General features: G+C 61.6%; 11 protein-coding genes. 9 read left to right on the forward strand and 2 right to left on the reverse strand.

Going from position 1 to position 14668, the window contains the following annotated elements; genetic code table 11:
* Positions 1-7: 7 nt before the first annotated feature.
* Positions 8-1357, forward strand: a complete 1350-nt coding sequence (locus ACP7EW_RS07455) for a CoA transferase (protein ID WP_426216182.1) — start codon at positions 8-10, stop codon at positions 1355-1357.
* Between the two features lie 114 nt (positions 1358-1471).
* Here the strand turns inward: ACP7EW_RS07455 and ACP7EW_RS07460 are convergent, their stop codons facing one another.
* Positions 1472-2335: a DNA-3-methyladenine glycosylase family protein gene (locus ACP7EW_RS07460; protein WP_426216184.1), complete on the reverse strand. Its 864-nt coding sequence runs from the start codon at positions 2333-2335 to the stop codon at positions 1472-1474.
* Entirely contained in the window at positions 2332-3759 is a 1428-nt protein-coding gene (gene arcD, locus ACP7EW_RS07465) for an arginine-ornithine antiporter (RefSeq protein ID WP_095017422.1), read from the reverse strand. The genes ACP7EW_RS07460 and arcD (ACP7EW_RS07465) overlap by 4 nt, the downstream gene beginning before the upstream one ends.
* Positions 3760-4206: 447 nt before the next feature.
* Here arcD (ACP7EW_RS07465) and arcD (ACP7EW_RS07470) point away from each other — a divergent pair, with 447 nt between their 5' ends.
* From arcD (ACP7EW_RS07470) to gcvP, 8 genes are all read left to right on the forward strand, one after another.
* Complete coding sequence (gene arcD / locus ACP7EW_RS07470; protein WP_426216186.1) at positions 4207-5634, forward strand: arginine-ornithine antiporter; 1428 nt, start codon at positions 4207-4209, stop codon at positions 5632-5634.
* A 33-nt stretch (positions 5635-5667) separates the two neighbouring features.
* Positions 5668-6924 carry an arginine deiminase gene (arcA, locus tag ACP7EW_RS07475; RefSeq protein ID WP_426216188.1) on the forward strand — a complete coding sequence of 419 codons (1257 nt, stop codon included), beginning with the start codon at positions 5668-5670 and terminating at the stop codon, positions 6922-6924.
* A gap of 69 nt (positions 6925-6993) precedes the next feature.
* On the forward strand, positions 6994-8004 hold the full coding sequence (locus ACP7EW_RS07480) for an ornithine carbamoyltransferase (protein ID WP_177073977.1): 1011 nt from the start codon (positions 6994-6996) through the stop codon (positions 8002-8004).
* A 53-nt stretch (positions 8005-8057) separates the two neighbouring features.
* Positions 8058-8987, forward strand: coding sequence for a carbamate kinase (gene arcC / locus ACP7EW_RS07485; RefSeq protein ID WP_426216191.1), 930 nt, complete (start codon positions 8058-8060; stop codon positions 8985-8987).
* An 18-nt stretch (positions 8988-9005) separates the two neighbouring features.
* Positions 9006-9368 (forward strand): DUF5064 family protein, encoded by a 363-nt coding sequence (locus ACP7EW_RS07490; RefSeq protein WP_033896358.1) that lies wholly within the window; start codon positions 9006-9008, stop codon positions 9366-9368.
* Positions 9369-9552: 184 nt separating this feature from the next.
* Positions 9553-11061, forward strand: a complete 1509-nt coding sequence (locus ACP7EW_RS07495) for a sigma-54-dependent transcriptional regulator (RefSeq protein WP_426216193.1) — start codon at positions 9553-9555, stop codon at positions 11059-11061.
* Positions 11062-11332: 271 nt separating this feature from the next.
* Positions 11333-11716: a glycine cleavage system protein GcvH gene (gcvH, locus tag ACP7EW_RS07500; protein WP_426216195.1), complete on the forward strand. Its 384-nt coding sequence runs from the start codon at positions 11333-11335 to the stop codon at positions 11714-11716.
* 10 nt (positions 11717-11726) lie between these two features.
* The gene (gene gcvP / locus ACP7EW_RS07505) at positions 11727-14564 is read left to right on the forward strand and encodes an aminomethyl-transferring glycine dehydrogenase (protein WP_426216197.1); all 2838 of its coding nucleotides are present in this window, start codon (positions 11727-11729) and stop codon (positions 14562-14564) included.
* Positions 14565-14668: the final 104 nt, after the last annotated feature.

Here is a 14668-nt window from a genome sequence, read left to right on the forward strand (position 1 = left end):
GCCTTTGATGACTGACCTGCTGACTCCCATCCAAGCCGCACTCGCTCTACCACAAACGCCACTGACCTTTACCGAAGCCGGCGCCCTGCCCTCGACCTTCGCCGTGACTGAGCTGGCCAGCGCCAGCATCGGTGCCGCGGGCCAGGCGGTGGCGCAGTTGATCCAACAACAGACCGGACGCCTACCCAGCGTCAGTGTGGACCGGCGACTTGCGTCCTTCTGGTTTTCGTCTTCTATCCGCCCGGTAGGCTGGGAAACACCGCCGCTATGGGACCCGGTGGCCGGCGACTATGCCAGCGCCGATGGCTGGATTCGCCTGCACACCAATGCGCCCCATCACCGCGCGGCGGCCGAGCGTGTGCTGGGCAAGGTGACCGACCGGGCCGAAATGGCCGCCAAGGTTGCCAAATGGAATGCCGCCGAACTGGAACAGGCGATTGTCGATGAGGGCGGTTGCGCCGCGCAGATGCGTGACTGGCAAGCCTGGCAGGCCCACCCCCAAGGGTTGGCGGTGAATGCCGAGGAACTGGTGCAGCGCCAGACCTTTGCAACCACCACCGACAAGCGCTGGCTCGGCTCGGTTGCACGGCCACTGGCGGGCCTCAAGGTATTGGACCTGACCCGCGTGCTCGCCGGCCCCGTCGCCAGCCGCTTTCTCGCAGGCCTGGGCGCTGATGTGCTGCGCATCGATTCGCCCACCTGGAACGAACCCGGCGTAGTACCGGAAATGACCCTGGGCAAACGCTGCGCCCGCCTGGATCTGAAAAGCCCGGAAGGCCGACAGGTTTTCGAAGGCCTGCTCAAGGAAGCCGACATCCTGTTCCATGGTTACCGCGCCGATGCCCTGGAACAGTTGGGTTACACCGCCGATGGACTGCAAACCCTCGCCCCCGGCCTGATTGACGTCAGCCTCAACGCCTACGGCTGGAGCGGCCCGTGGCGCAACCGTCGGGGTTTCGACAGCCTGGTGCAGATGAGCAGCGGAATCGCCGCCGCCGGCATGGCCTGGAAACAGTCGAACAAACCAGTGCCGCTGCCGTTGCAGGCGTTGGATCACGCCACCGGGTATTTGATGGCGGCCAGTGCGATTCAAGCATTGAGCGAACGGTTGAAGTCCGGGCGTGGTGGCGCGGCGCGGTTGTCATTGGCGCGAACGGCGAGCTTGTTGGTGGAGGCTGGACAAGTGCCGGAGCAACCCGCGTTACGTGCCGAAGCGCCAACGGATCAAGGCGTATTGGTGGAGCAGACAGCCTGGGGCCAGGCACATCGATTATTGCCACCGGTGACCATCAGCGGCACGCCGTTGCAGTGGGATTTGCCGGCTGGGGAATTGGGCTCACATCGGCCTCAGTGGTGACCTTGAGTCCGCATTCGCGAGCAAGCCCGCTCCCACATTTTGACCGAGTACCTCCATGGAATGCGGTCGGATGTGGGAGCGGGCTTGCTCGCGAAGAGGCCAGTACAGGCACTATCAATCCGCCCGCTGCAACGACGTCCACAAGTGCTGCGCCGCATACGCCCGCAGCGGTCGCCAAGCCTCAGCCCGTGCCAGCAACTGGCGTGGGCTCACCGGCCCACCTTCCAACGCCACCAGCGCATTGATCAACCCGATATCTCCCGACGCAAACGCATCCGCCTCGCGCATCTGGCGCATGGCGATGTACTGCGCGGTCCAATCACCAATGCCTGGCAACGCCACCAACCGCGCCACACCGGCCTTGAGGCTGGCCTGGGGTTCGAACAATCGAGGATCATTCAGCAACGCCTGGGCCACACCCGACAAGGTCCGCCCACGCGCCTTGGGCATGCCCAGCGTCGCCAGGTCCGCCGCTGCCAACACCTCGGCGGTGGGAAATACATGGGTGATACCGGCGTGCGGGGTTTCCAATGGCTGGCCGTATTGGGTCACTAGTTTTCCTGCCAGACGAATCGCAGCCACCACAGTGATTTGCTGGCCCAGCACCGCGCGAATCGCCAGTTCCAGGCCATCCCAGGTGCCCGGCACACGCAGGCCCGGACGCGCCGCAACCAGTTGCGCCATCAAGGGGTCCGTCGCCAGTTGCGGGTTGATCAACTGGGGTTGGGCGTCCAGATCAAACATCGCGCGCAGGCGACGCTCGATCTCAGGCAAAGCCGCCGCGTCTGGAAAATCCACCTCCACGTCGAGCCAATCGCCATCCCCCCTTGCCACACTGATCCAGCCCTGCTGCCCGCCGAGGCGGATACTGCGCCGGTACACGCTCGCTTCGACCGTCTCCATCCCGCCGATCGCCCGCGCCGACAGAAACCCCACCATTGCCGCCCAATCGTAGGGCGGCTGATACGCCAGTCTCACAACGACAACACCCCGCTGTACAAGCCATACGCCGCCAACCCTGCGCCGGCGATCACGCAGCTGAAAATGCCTTTTTCCATGTGGGTAAACAAGGGCTGGCCCTGCTCACGCTTGGCGAGGGCAAACAGGATCACGCCCGGCGCATACAACAACGCCGACAGCAGCAGGTACTTCAAGCCCCCGGCGTAGAGCAGCCATACCGCGTAGCCGAGGGCAATCAGGCCGACCAGCAGGTCCTTCATGCGCTGGCCGTGGGCGCCTTCATAGGTTTCGCCGCGACCGCTCAGCAGCACCGCATAGGCGGCCGACCACAGGTAGGGCACCAGGATCATCGACGAGGCCAGATAAATCAGGGTGGTGTAGGTGCTGTGGGAAAACAGCGTGATCACCAGGAACAGCTGGATCATCACATTGGTCAGCCACAGCGCATTGACCGGCACCTGATTGACGTTTTCCTTTTTCAGGAAGGCCGGCATGGTCTTGTCATGGGCGGTGGCGTAGAGGATTTCCGCGCAGAGCAGCGCCCACGACAATAAGGCGCCGAGCAGAGACACTGCCAGACCGATGCTGATCGCCATCGCGCCCCACGGGCCGACGATATGTTCCAGCACACCCGCCAGGGACGGGTTTTGTAATTGCGCCAGTTCCGGCTGGCTCATGATCCCCAAAGACAGCACGTTCACCAGCACCAGCAACGCCAGCACACCCAGGAAGCCGATCACCGTGGCGCGGCCCACATCCGAGCGTTTCTCAGCCCGCGCCGAATAGACACTGGCGCCTTCGATGCCGATGAACACAAACACGGTGACCAGCATCATGTTGCGCACCTGGTCCACCACGCTGCCGATCTTCGGGTTGCCCAGGCCCCAGATATCGCGGGTGAAGATATCCGCCTTGAACGCCACGGCGGCGATCACGATGAACATCAGCAGCGGCACAATCTTGGCCACGGTGGTGATCTGGTTGATGAAAGCCGCCTCCTTGATTCCGCGCATCACCAGGAAATGCACCGCCCACAGCAACAAGGATGCACAGCCGATGGCCACCGGTGTGTTGCCCTGGCCGAACACCGGAAAAAAGTAGCCGAGGGTACTAAATAGCAACACGAAGTAACCCACGTTGCCCATCCAGGCGCTAATCCAGTAGCCCCAAGCCGATGAAAACCCCATGTAGTCGCCGAAACCCGCCTTGGCGTAGGCGTACACCCCTGAATCCAACTCGGGCTTGCGGTTGGCCAAGGTCTGGAACACGAATGCCAGGGTCAACATGCCGACGGCGGTGATTGCCCAACCGATCAGCACGGCCCCCACCTCGGCGCGGGCAGCCATGTTCTGCGGCAAGGAAAAAATCCCGCCGCCGATCATCGAGCCCACCACCAGGGCGATCAAGGCGCTGAGTCGAAGTTTCTGGGCCGGTTGGGACATACACACTCCTGGTCAATAACTGTTTGAGCCAACAACCGTGCACTCAACTAATTAACTCAGCGAGTGTAGCGTTTATTAGAGAAGGCGATAAAACAGACACGTTCATAACGTAATGGCATGTCAGTTACACACAATTAGGCTTATTTAGAATTTAAATACTGCACACGCATTACGCTTATAGCGCTTTGGTGAAACTTCGTTCAAAAAGTTTGCACATCTGGAAATACGGTCTAGCTTCAAACGTCCACGGACCTGACTAATAGATTAACCATAAAGCGAGAGAAACGCTCTGCAAAGCACTTCTCCGAGGATTTATATCGCCCACGAGTTTCCAGCCTAAGTCATTAATTCACAATGGAATGTGCCAATGAGGTGATCTGAGTCAGCTGTTTGAATAGCGCACGGAATTATTCTGTGGTCTCTCTTCTCCTGCATTGGAGTTATGCAATGTCTGAATCTCCCGGAAAACTTCGACTCGGCGCACTGGTTGCACTTGTCGTGGGCTCGATGATTGGCGGCGGGATCTTCTCACTGCCGCAGAACATGGCCGCCAGCGCCGACGTCGGCGCGGTGTTGATTGGTTGGGTGATTACCGCCATCGGCATGTTGACCCTCGCTTTCGTGTTCCAGACCCTCGCCAACCGCAAGCCCGACCTCGACGGCGGCGTGTATGCCTATGCCAAGGCCGGGTTCGGCGACTACATGGGTTTCTCGTCTGCCTGGGGCTACTGGATCAGTGCCTGGCTGGGCAACGTCGGTTACTTCGTGTTGCTGTTCAGCACCCTGGGGTATTTCTTCCCTATCTTCGGCGAAGGCAACACGCCGGCTGCGGTGATCGGTGCCTCGGTGCTGCTGTGGGCCGTGCATTTCCTGGTATTGCGCGGCATCAAGGAAGCGGCGTTCATCAACCTGGTGACCACCGTCGCCAAGGTCGTACCGCTGGTGCTGTTCGTGTTGATCGCGCTGTTTGCGTTCAAGCTGGAGATCTTCACCGCTGACATCTGGGGTGTAAAAAACCCCGACCTGGGCAGTGTGATGAACCAGGTACGCAACATGATGCTGGTCACCGTCTGGGTGTTCATCGGCATCGAAGGCGCGAGCATCTTCTCGTCCCGTGCGGAAAAACGCTCCGACGTGGGCAAGGCCACCGTGATCGGCTTTATCACCGTACTGCTGTTCCTGATGCTGGTGAACGTGCTGTCCCTGGGCATCATGACCCAACCGGAACTGGCCAAGCTGCAAAACCCGTCGATGGCCGCCGTGCTGGAGCATGTGGTAGGCCACTGGGGCGCGGTGCTGATCAGCGTCGGCCTGATCATCTCGCTGCTCGGGGCGCTGCTGTCGTGGGTGCTGCTGTGTGCGGAGATCATGTTCGCCGCCGCCAAGGATCACACCATGCCGGAGTTCCTGCGCAAGGAGAACGCCAACCATGTGCCGGTCAACGCTCTGTGGCTGACCAACGCCATGGTGCAGTTGTTCCTGGTGATCACGCTGTTTTCCGCCAGCACTTACCTGTCGCTGATCTACCTCGCCACCTCGATGATCCTGGTGCCTTACCTGTGGTCGGCGGCCTACGCGCTGCTGCTGGCGGTGCGCGGCGAGACCTACGAGAACGCCCTGAAAGAGCGCAAGAAAGACCTGTTCATCGGCGCCATCGCCCTGATCTACGCGATCTGGCTGCTCTACGCCGGGGGCACCAAATACCTGCTGCTCTCCGCCCTGCTCTACGCCCCCGGCGCAATCCTGTTCGCCAAGGCCAAGCGTGAACTGGGCAAACCGATTTTCACCAACGTCGAGAAGCTGATTTTCGCCGCAGTGGTCATTGGCGCCCTGGTGGCGGCCTATGGGCTCTATGACGGCTTCCTGACCCTGTAACACCTGAATCTTTTGTTCACTGGAGGATCTGAAATGACCACGGAAAAAGTGAAGTACGGCGTACATTCCGAAGCCGGCAAACTGCGCAAAGTCATGGTGTGCTCCCCAGGCTTGGCCCACCAGCGGCTGACCCCCAACAACTGCGATGAACTGCTGTTCGATGACGTGCTGTGGGTGGCCCAGGCCAAGCGCGACCATTTCGACTTTGTGACCAAGATGCGCGAGCGGGATATTGATGTGCTGGAAATGCACAACCTGCTCACCGACATCGTCGCCATCCCCGACGCGCTGGACTGGATCCTGGAGCGCAAGATCACCGCCAACACCGTCGGCCTGGGCCTGGTGGATGAAGTCAGCTCCTGGCTGCGCAGCCTGGAGCCACGCAAAATCAGTGAGTTTCTGATAGGTGGCGTGTCCGCCGATGACCTGCCGAGCAGCTTCGGTGGCAAGACCATCGAGATGTTCCGCGATTTCCTCGGGCATTCCAGCTTCATCCTGCCGCCGCTGCCCAACACCCAGTTCACCCGTGACACCACCTGCTGGATCTACGGCGGCGTGACGCTGAACCCGATGTACTGGCCGGCGCGACGCCAGGAAACCCTGCTGACCACCGCCATCTACAAGTTCCACCCGGAGTTCACCAACGCCGACTTCCAGATCTGGTACGGCGACCCGGATCAAGAACACGGCGCGTCCACCCTCGAAGGCGGCGACGTGATGCCCATCGGCAACGGCGTAGTCCTGATCGGCATGGGCGAGCGTTCGTCGCACCAGGCCATCGGCCAACTGGCGCGCAATCTGTTCAAGAACAAGGCGGTGGAAAAAGTCATCGTGGCCGGCCTGCCGAAATCCCGCGCCGCGATGCACCTGGACACCGTGTTCAGCTTCTGCGACCGCGACCTGGTCACCACCTTCCCCGAAGTGGTCAACCAGATCGTCGCCTTCACCCTGCGCCCTGACGAGAGCAAGCCTCACGGCATCGATATCCAACGCGAGAAAACCAACTTCCTCGACACCGTCGCCGCGGCCCTCGGCCTCAAGGCCCTGCGCGTGGTGGAAACCGGCGGCAACAGCTTCGCCGCCGAACGCGAACAATGGGATGACGGCAACAACGTGGTGGCCGTGGAGCCAGGCGTGGTGATCGGTTACGACCGCAACACCTACACCAACACCCTGCTGCGCAAGGCCGGTGTGGAAGTCATCACCATCAGTGCCGGTGAACTGGGCCGCGGCCGTGGCGGCGGCCACTGCATGACCTGCCCGATCATCCGCGACCCTATCGACTACTAAACGACCATCCACCCGGCGGCGCATATCCCGCGCCGACCGGGCCGATTACCGAATCCAAGGAGAATCATCATGGCGTTCAACATTCACAACCGCAGCCTGCTCAGCCTGGAACACCACACTCCGCGCGAGCTGCGCTACCTGCTGGACCTGTCCCGCGACCTCAAGCGCGCCAAGTACACCGGCACCGAACAGCAACACCTCAAAGGCAACAACATCGCGCTGATCTTCGAAAAAACCTCCACCCGCACCCGCTGCGCCTTCGAAGTGGCCGCCTATGACCAAGGCGCCAACGTCACCTACATCGACCCGGGCTCCTCGCAGATCGGCCACAAGGAAAGCATGAAGGACACCGCCCGCGTACTCGGGCGCATGTATGACGCCATCGAATACCGAGGCTTCAAGCAGGAGATCGTCGAAGAGCTGGCCAAGTTTGCCGGCGTGCCGGTGTTCAACGGCCTGACCGATGAATATCACCCGACCCAGATGATCGCCGACGTGCTGACCATGCGCGAACACGCCGACAAGCCGATCCACGAGATCAGCTACGCGTACCTTGGCGATGCCCGCAACAACATGGGCAACTCGCTGCTGCTGGTGGGCGCCAAGCTCGGCATGGACGTGCGTATCTGCGCGCCTAAAGCCCTGTGGCCCCACGATGACCTGGTTGGCCGCTGCAAGCAATACGCAGAAGAGAGCGGCGCGCGCATCACCCTCACCGAAGACCCGAAAGCCGCGGTCAAGGGCGTGGACTTCATCCACACCGACGTGTGGGTATCGATGGGTGAGCCGGTGGAAGCCTGGGCCGAGCGTATTGAGCAACTGCTGCCGTACCAAGTGAACGCCGAGCTGATGAAAGCCACCGGCAACCCACGCACCAAGTTCATGCACTGCCTGCCGGCGTTCCACAACAGCGATACCAAGGTCGGCAAGCAGATTGCCGAGCAGTATCCGCACCTGGCCAATGGCATTGAAGTGACAGACGACGTGTTCGAGTCGCCGGCCTGCATCGCCTTCGAGCAAGCAGAAAACCGCATGCACACCATCAAGGCGATCCTGGTGTCGACCTTGGCCGACCTGTAACCCTTTCTTCGGGGGAGCCCGCTCCCCCGCTGCTTTGAAAAAGGACAGACGCTATGCGTATCGTCGTTGCACTGGGCGGTAACGCCCTGCTCCGCCGTGGTGAACCCATGACTGCGGACAACCAACGCGCCAATATCCGGATCGCCACCGAACAGATCGCCAAGATCCACCCCGGCAACGAGCTGGTGATCGCTCACGGCAATGGCCCGCAAGTCGGCCTGCTGTCGTTGCAGGCGGCGGCCTACACCCAGGTCTCGCCGTACCCGCTGGACGTGCTCGGCGCCGAGACCGAAGGCATGATCGGCTACATCATCGAACAGGAACTGGGCAACCTGCTGGACTTCGAAGTGCCCTTCGCCACCCTGCTCACCCAAGTCGAAGTGGACGCCAAGGACCCGGCTTTCAAGAACCCGACCAAGCCCATCGGCCCAGTGTATTCCAAGGCAGAAGCGGAAAAACTCGCCGCCGAAAAAGGCTGGGCCATTGCGCCGGACGGCGACAAGTACCGTCGTGTGGTCGCCAGCCCGCGCCCTAAACGTATCTTTGAAATCCGCCCGATCAAGTGGCTGCTGGAAAAAAGCAGCATCGTGATCTGCGCGGGGGGCGGCGGCATCCCGACCATGTATGGCGAGGACGGCAAGCTCAAAGGCATCGAAGCGGTGATCGACAAAGACCTGTGTTCGTCGCTGCTGGCGTCGCAGTTGGACGCCGATCTGCTAGTGATCGCCACCGACGTCAACGCCGCGTTTATCGATTTCGGCAAACCCACCCAGAAGGCCATCAGCCAGGCCCACCCCGACGAAATGGAAAACCTCGGCTTCGCCGCCGGTTCCATGGGGCCCAAGGTACAAGCTGCCTGCGAGTTCGCCCGCCAGACTGGCAAAACCGCCGTCATCGGTTCACTCTCGGACATCGAAGCCATCGTCCAGGGCAGCGCCGGTACGCGCATCAGCACGGCAAAACCTGGCATCACCTATCTGTGAAGTAGAGGAGAGACGCCTATGGCCACCTTTGAACCGGGTCACTTGCACGTTGAACGCCACGCGCTGAATGCGCAGGACTACAGCTACAACCTGTGTATCGACTACGAAGTCAGCCAGGACCCCAAGGAAGGCAAGGGCATGCTGTTCAAGCTGCATGGCTCGGTGCAGGGCAAGGACCTCAAGGAAGAGTTCTTCCTGCCCAAGGACCAGGCGTTCGACTTTGCGCGGCATGCGATGAACATTGCGCAGAAGTACGGCATGCCGAAGATCGCCGTGTTGAACGGCGCGATGCACAAGCAGTACGACTTGATGTTCGAGGATGTGCGGCATCAACTGGATGTGAAGGCAGGCGATCCGGTCAAGCCCGAACACCTCGAATAACCCGATTTCCCAGGCACAAACAATCAAATGTGGGAGCGGGCTTGCTCGCGAATGCAGTGTGTCAGTCAGCAATTTTTTCACTGACCCACCGTATTCGCGAGCAAGCCCGCTCCCACATTTTTGATCTCCATCACCTGTCAGGCATACTGGCCACCCTCAGTACGCCAGAATCCAGATCCGCCCCATGCGTATCCACGTCAGCTTCATCGACCGCGTCGGCATTACCCAGGAAGTCCTGGCCCTGCTCGGTGGGCGCAATCTCAACCTGGATGCGGTGGAGATGGTACCGCCCAACGTCTACATCGACGCGCCGACCCTGAGCGCCGAAGTACTCGAAGAACTGCGCGACGCCCTCTTCAGCGTGCAGGGCGTGCAAGCGGTGACCGTGGTGGACATCCTCCCCGGCCAACGTCGCCACCTGCAACTCGACGCCTTGCTGGCCGCCATGACCGACCCGGTGCTGGCGTTGGACAGCGCGGGCAAGATCCTGCTGGCCAACCCGGCGCTGATCGCCCTGTATGGTCGCGAGCCGGCGGGCGAAAGCATCAGCGAACTGTTCAATGACCCGAAGCTACTCGACACTTTACTGGAGCAAGGCTTCCGCTTGCCGCTGCGCGAGATCAGCGTCAACGGCCAGACCCTGCTGCTGGACGCCACGCCGATCACCGACGCCGGCGCCCTGCTCACCCTCTACCAACCCAACCGCATCGGCGAACAGCTGTCGGCGCTGCACCATGACCATGCCGAAGGCTTTGACGCGCTGCTCGGTGAATCCCCGGTCATCCGCACGCTCAAGGCCCGCGCCCAGCGGGTAGCGGCGTTGGATGCCCCGTTGTTGATCCAGGGCGAAACCGGCACCGGCAAAGAGCTGGTGGCGCGGGCCTGCCATGCGATCAGCGCGCGCCACAGTGCGCCCTTCCTCGCCTTGAACTGCGCGGCGCTGCCGGAGAACCTCGCGGAAAGCGAGTTGTTCGGTTATGCACCGGGCGCCTTTACCGGCGCGCAACGCGGTGGCAAGCCGGGGCTGATGGAGTTGGCCAACCAGGGCACGGTGTTTCTGGATGAGATCGGTGAGATGTCGCCGTACTTGCAGGCCAAGCTGCTGCGGTTTCTCAACGACGGCAGCTTCCGCCGCGTGGGCGGCGACCGTGAAGTGAAGGTCAATGTGCGCATCCTCAGCGCCACCCACCGCGATCTGGAAAAAATGGTCAGCGAAGGCACCTTTCGCGAAGACCTGTTCTATCGCCTCAACGTGCTCAACGTCGAAGTGCCGCCATTGCGCGCACGCGGCCAGGACATCCTGTTGCTGGCCCGTTATTTCATGCAGCAGGCCTGTGCGCAGATCCAACGCCCAATCTGCCGCCTGGCACCCGGCACGTACCCGGCGCTGCTCGGCAACCGCTGGCCGGGCAACGTTCGGCAACTGCAGAACGTGATCTTCCGCGCCGCCGCCATCTGCGAAAGCAGCCTGGTGGACATTGGCGACCTGGACATCGCCGGCACTTCGGTGGCGCGCCAGAGCGACGGTGAAATCGACAGCCTGGAACAGGCGGTGGAAGACTTCGAGCGCAACCTGCTGGAAACGCTATACACCAGCTACCCTTCGACGCGCCAACTGGCCAGCCGGTTGCAGACCTCCCATACGGCGATTGCCCATCGCCTGCGCAAGTACGGCATCCCGAATAAGGTCTGAGAACGACATCGGCTGTACTGAAAGCGCTACAGCGTAACGATATCGCTACAACCCTGTTTTTTGCGCGCCATGCAAGGCTTTGATCCGCATAGGCTTTTTTTCCTGCGCCCAGCTGTAGCGAAATCGCTACAGTCATAATGCATAACGCTATAACAAATTTTATTAACTCATTGATTTATAACGAATAAATAAGATTGGCCGCGATATTGCTAAGCAACTCCCCATTATTCCAATCCCGTCCACCAGACGAATCTGGCCTTGAGGAGTTTCCATGAGCGAGTTGCGTTTCACTGAAGATCACGAATGGCTGCGCGCCGAAGCTGACGGCAGCGTCACCGTGGGTATCACCGCTTTCGCGCAGAACGCGCTGGGTGATGTGGTTTTCGTGCAACTGCCGGAGTTGCAGGCCTATGACAAGGGCGCCGAGGCGTCCACCGTTGAGTCGGTCAAAGCGGCCAGCGGCGTGTACATGCCTTTGGACGGTGAAGTCCTTGAAGTGAACGACAAATTGGATGACAGCCCGGAGCTGGTCAACGAAGACCCGATGGGCGAAGGTTGGTTCTTCCGCTTTAAACCGGCCGATGCCGGTGCGGTCGCTAAACTGTTGGATCAGGACGCGTACGACCGCCTGATCAAAGCCAACGCTGAAGCCTGAGGAGCGCGCCATGTCGATCAACATCAGCACCGCCAACGAATTCATCGCCCGCCACATCGGCCCGCGCCAGGAAGATGAGCAGCAGATGCTCGCCAGCCTGGGCTTCGACTCCCTGGAAGCATTGAGCGCCAGCGTCATCCCGGAAAGCATCAAGGGCACCAGCGTGCTCGGCCTGGAAGACGGCCTGAGCGAAGCCGACGCACTGGCCAAGATCAAGGCCATCGCCGGCAAGAACCAACTGTTCAAGACCTACATCGGCCAGGGTTACTACAACTGCCACACGCCGTCGCCGATCCTGCGTAACCTGCTGGAAAACCCGGCCTGGTACACCGCCTACACCCCGTATCAACCCGAGATTTCCCAAGGCCGCCTGGAAGCGCTGCTGAACTTCCAGACCCTGATCAGCGACCTCACCGGCCTGCCGATTGCCAACGCCTCCTTGCTCGATGAAGCCACCGCCGCCGCCGAAGCCATGACCTTCTGCAAGCGCCTGAGCAAGAACAAGGGCAGCAACGCCTTCTTCGCCTCGATCCACAGCCACCCGCAAACCCTCGACGTGCTGCGCACCCGTGCCGAGCCTTTGGGCATCGACGTGGTGGTGGGCGATGAACGCGAACTGACCGACGTCAGCCCGTTCTTCGGCGCCCTGCTGCAGTACCCGGCGAGCAACGGTGACGTGTTCGACTACCGCGCACTGACCGAGCGCTTCCACGCCGCCAATGCCCTGGTGGCCGTGGCCGCCGACCTGCTGGCCCTGACCTTGCTGGCCCCGCCGGGCGAATTCGGCGCCGACGTGGCCATCGGCAGTGCGCAACGTTTCGGCGTGCCGCTGGGCTTTGGTGGCCCGCACGCGGCGTATTTCTCCACCAAGGATGCGTTCAAACGCGATATGCCGGGCCGTCTGGTCGGTGTGTCCGTCGACCGTTTCGGCAAGCCGGCCCTGCGCTTGGCCATGCAGACCCGCGAGCAACATATCCGCCGCGAGAAAGCCACGTCGAACATCTGCACCGCCCAGGTGCTGCTGGCCAACATCGCCAGCATGTACGCCGTGTACCACGGCCCCAAAGGCCTGACCCAGATTGCCCAGCGTGTGCACCAACTGACCGCGATCCTGGCCAAGGGCCTGACCGCCCTGGGCTTGAAGGTCGAGCAGGAACACTTCTTCGACACGATTACCCTCAGCACCGGCGCCAACACCGCCGCGCTGCACGACAAGGCCCGCGCACAGCGCATCAACCTGCGTGTGGTGGATGGTGAGCGTGTGGGTGTGTCGGTGGACGAAACCACCTCCCAGGCCGACATTGAAACGCTGTGGGCGATCTTTGCCGACGGCAAGCCCCTGCCCGCTTTCACCCAGACGGAAAGCACGCTGCCAGCCGCCCTGCTGCGCCAGTCGCCCGTCCTCAGCCACCCGGTCTTCAACCGTTATCACTCCGAAACCGAGCTGATGCGCTACCTGCGCAAGCTGGCCGACAAGGACCTGGCGCTGGACCGCACCATGATCCCGCTGGGCTCGTGCACCATGAAGCTCAACGCCGCCAGTGAAATGATCCCGGTGACCTGGGCCGAGTTCGGTGCCCTGCACCCGTTCGCCCCGGCCGAACAAAGCGCCGGCTACCTGGAGCTGACCTCCGACCTGGAAGCCATGCTCTGCGCCGCCACCGGTTACGACGCGATCTCCCTGCAGCCGAACGCCGGTTCCCAGGGCGAGTACGCAGGTCTCTTGGCCATCCGTGCCTATCACCAGAGCCGTGGCGACGAGCGCCGCGACATCTGCCTGATCCCATCGTCCGCTCACGGCACCAACCCGGCCACCGCCAACATGGCGGGCATGCGCGTGGTCGTGACTGCGTGCGATGCACGCGGCAACGTCGACATCGAAGACCTGCGCGCCAAGGCCATCGAGCACCGCGACCACCTGGCCGCGCTGATGATCACCTACCCGTCCACCCACGGCGTGTTCGAAGAAGGTATCCGCGAAATCTGCGGCATCATTCACGACAACGGCGGCCAGGTGTACATCGACGGCGCCAACATGAACGCCATGGTCGGCCTGTGCGCACCGGGCAAATTCGGTGGCGACGTGTCCCACCTGAACCTGCACAAGACCTTCTGCATCCCTCACGGCGGTGGCGGCCCAGGCGTCGGCCCGATTGGCGTCAAATCGCACCTCACGCCGTTCCTGCCAGGCCATGCGGCCATGGAGCGCAAGGAAGGCGCGGTGTGTGCGGCGCCATTCGGCAGCGCAAGCATTCTGCCAATCACCTGGATGTACATCAGCATGATGGGCGGTGCGGGCCTCAAGCGCGCTTCGCAACTAGCGATCCTGAATGCCAACTACATCTCCCGTCGTCTGGAAGAGCACTACCCCGTGCTCTACACCGGCAGCAACGGCCTGGTGGCACATGAATGCATCCTCGACCTGCGCCCACTCAAAGACAGCAGCGGCATCAGCGTGGACGACGTGGCCAAGCGCCTGATCGACTTCGGCTTCCATGCGCCGACCATGTCGTTCCCGGTGGCCGGCACCTTGATGATCGAGCCAACCGAAAGCGAATCCAAGGAAGAACTGGACCGCTTCTGCAACGCGATGATCGCCATCCGCGAAGAAATCCGCGCGGTGGAAAACGGCACCTTGGACAAGGATGACAACCCGCTGAAAAACGCGCCGCACACCGCTGCTGAACTGGTGAGTGAGTGGACCCACCCGTACACCCGCGAGCAGGCGGTGTACCCGGTGCCGTCGTTGATCGAAGGCAAGTACTGGCCGCCGGTTGGGCGGGTGGACAACGTGTTTGGTGATCGCAATTTGGTGTGTGCGTGCCCGTCGATCGAGAGCTACGCATAACCTGAGACTGTACTCGGTCAAAAATGTGGGAGCGGGCTTGCTCGCGAATGCGGTCTGTCAGTTGATACAACTGTGATTGACCCACCGCTTTCGCGAGCAAGCCC

This window comes from Pseudomonas sp. DWRC2-2, assembly GCF_049897885.1.
In the GTDB taxonomy this organism is placed as follows: Bacteria; Pseudomonadota; Gammaproteobacteria; order Pseudomonadales; family Pseudomonadaceae; genus Aquipseudomonas; species Aquipseudomonas azotoformans_A.

What these genes read in the sequence shown, in the direction of transcription:
- ACP7EW_RS07455 (WP_426216182.1), top strand. Translation starts at nt 8, where the DNA reads ATGACTGACCTGCTGACTCCCATCCAAGCCGCACTCGCTCTACCACAA.
- arcD (WP_095017422.1), bottom strand. Translation starts at nt 3,759, where the DNA reads ATGTCCCAACCGGCCCAGAAACTTCGACTCAGCGCCTTGATCGCCCTG.
- arcD (WP_426216186.1), top strand. Translation starts at nt 4,207, where the DNA reads ATGTCTGAATCTCCCGGAAAACTTCGACTCGGCGCACTGGTTGCACTT.
- arcA (WP_426216188.1), top strand. Translation starts at nt 5,668, where the DNA reads ATGACCACGGAAAAAGTGAAGTACGGCGTACATTCCGAAGCCGGCAAA.
- ACP7EW_RS07480 (WP_177073977.1), top strand. Translation starts at nt 6,994, where the DNA reads ATGGCGTTCAACATTCACAACCGCAGCCTGCTCAGCCTGGAACACCAC.
- arcC (WP_426216191.1), top strand. Translation starts at nt 8,058, where the DNA reads ATGCGTATCGTCGTTGCACTGGGCGGTAACGCCCTGCTCCGCCGTGGT.
- ACP7EW_RS07490 (WP_033896358.1), top strand. Translation starts at nt 9,006, where the DNA reads ATGGCCACCTTTGAACCGGGTCACTTGCACGTTGAACGCCACGCGCTG.
- ACP7EW_RS07495 (WP_426216193.1), top strand. Translation starts at nt 9,553, where the DNA reads ATGCGTATCCACGTCAGCTTCATCGACCGCGTCGGCATTACCCAGGAA.
- gcvH (WP_426216195.1), top strand. Translation starts at nt 11,333, where the DNA reads ATGAGCGAGTTGCGTTTCACTGAAGATCACGAATGGCTGCGCGCCGAA.
- gcvP (WP_426216197.1), top strand. Translation starts at nt 11,727, where the DNA reads ATGTCGATCAACATCAGCACCGCCAACGAATTCATCGCCCGCCACATC.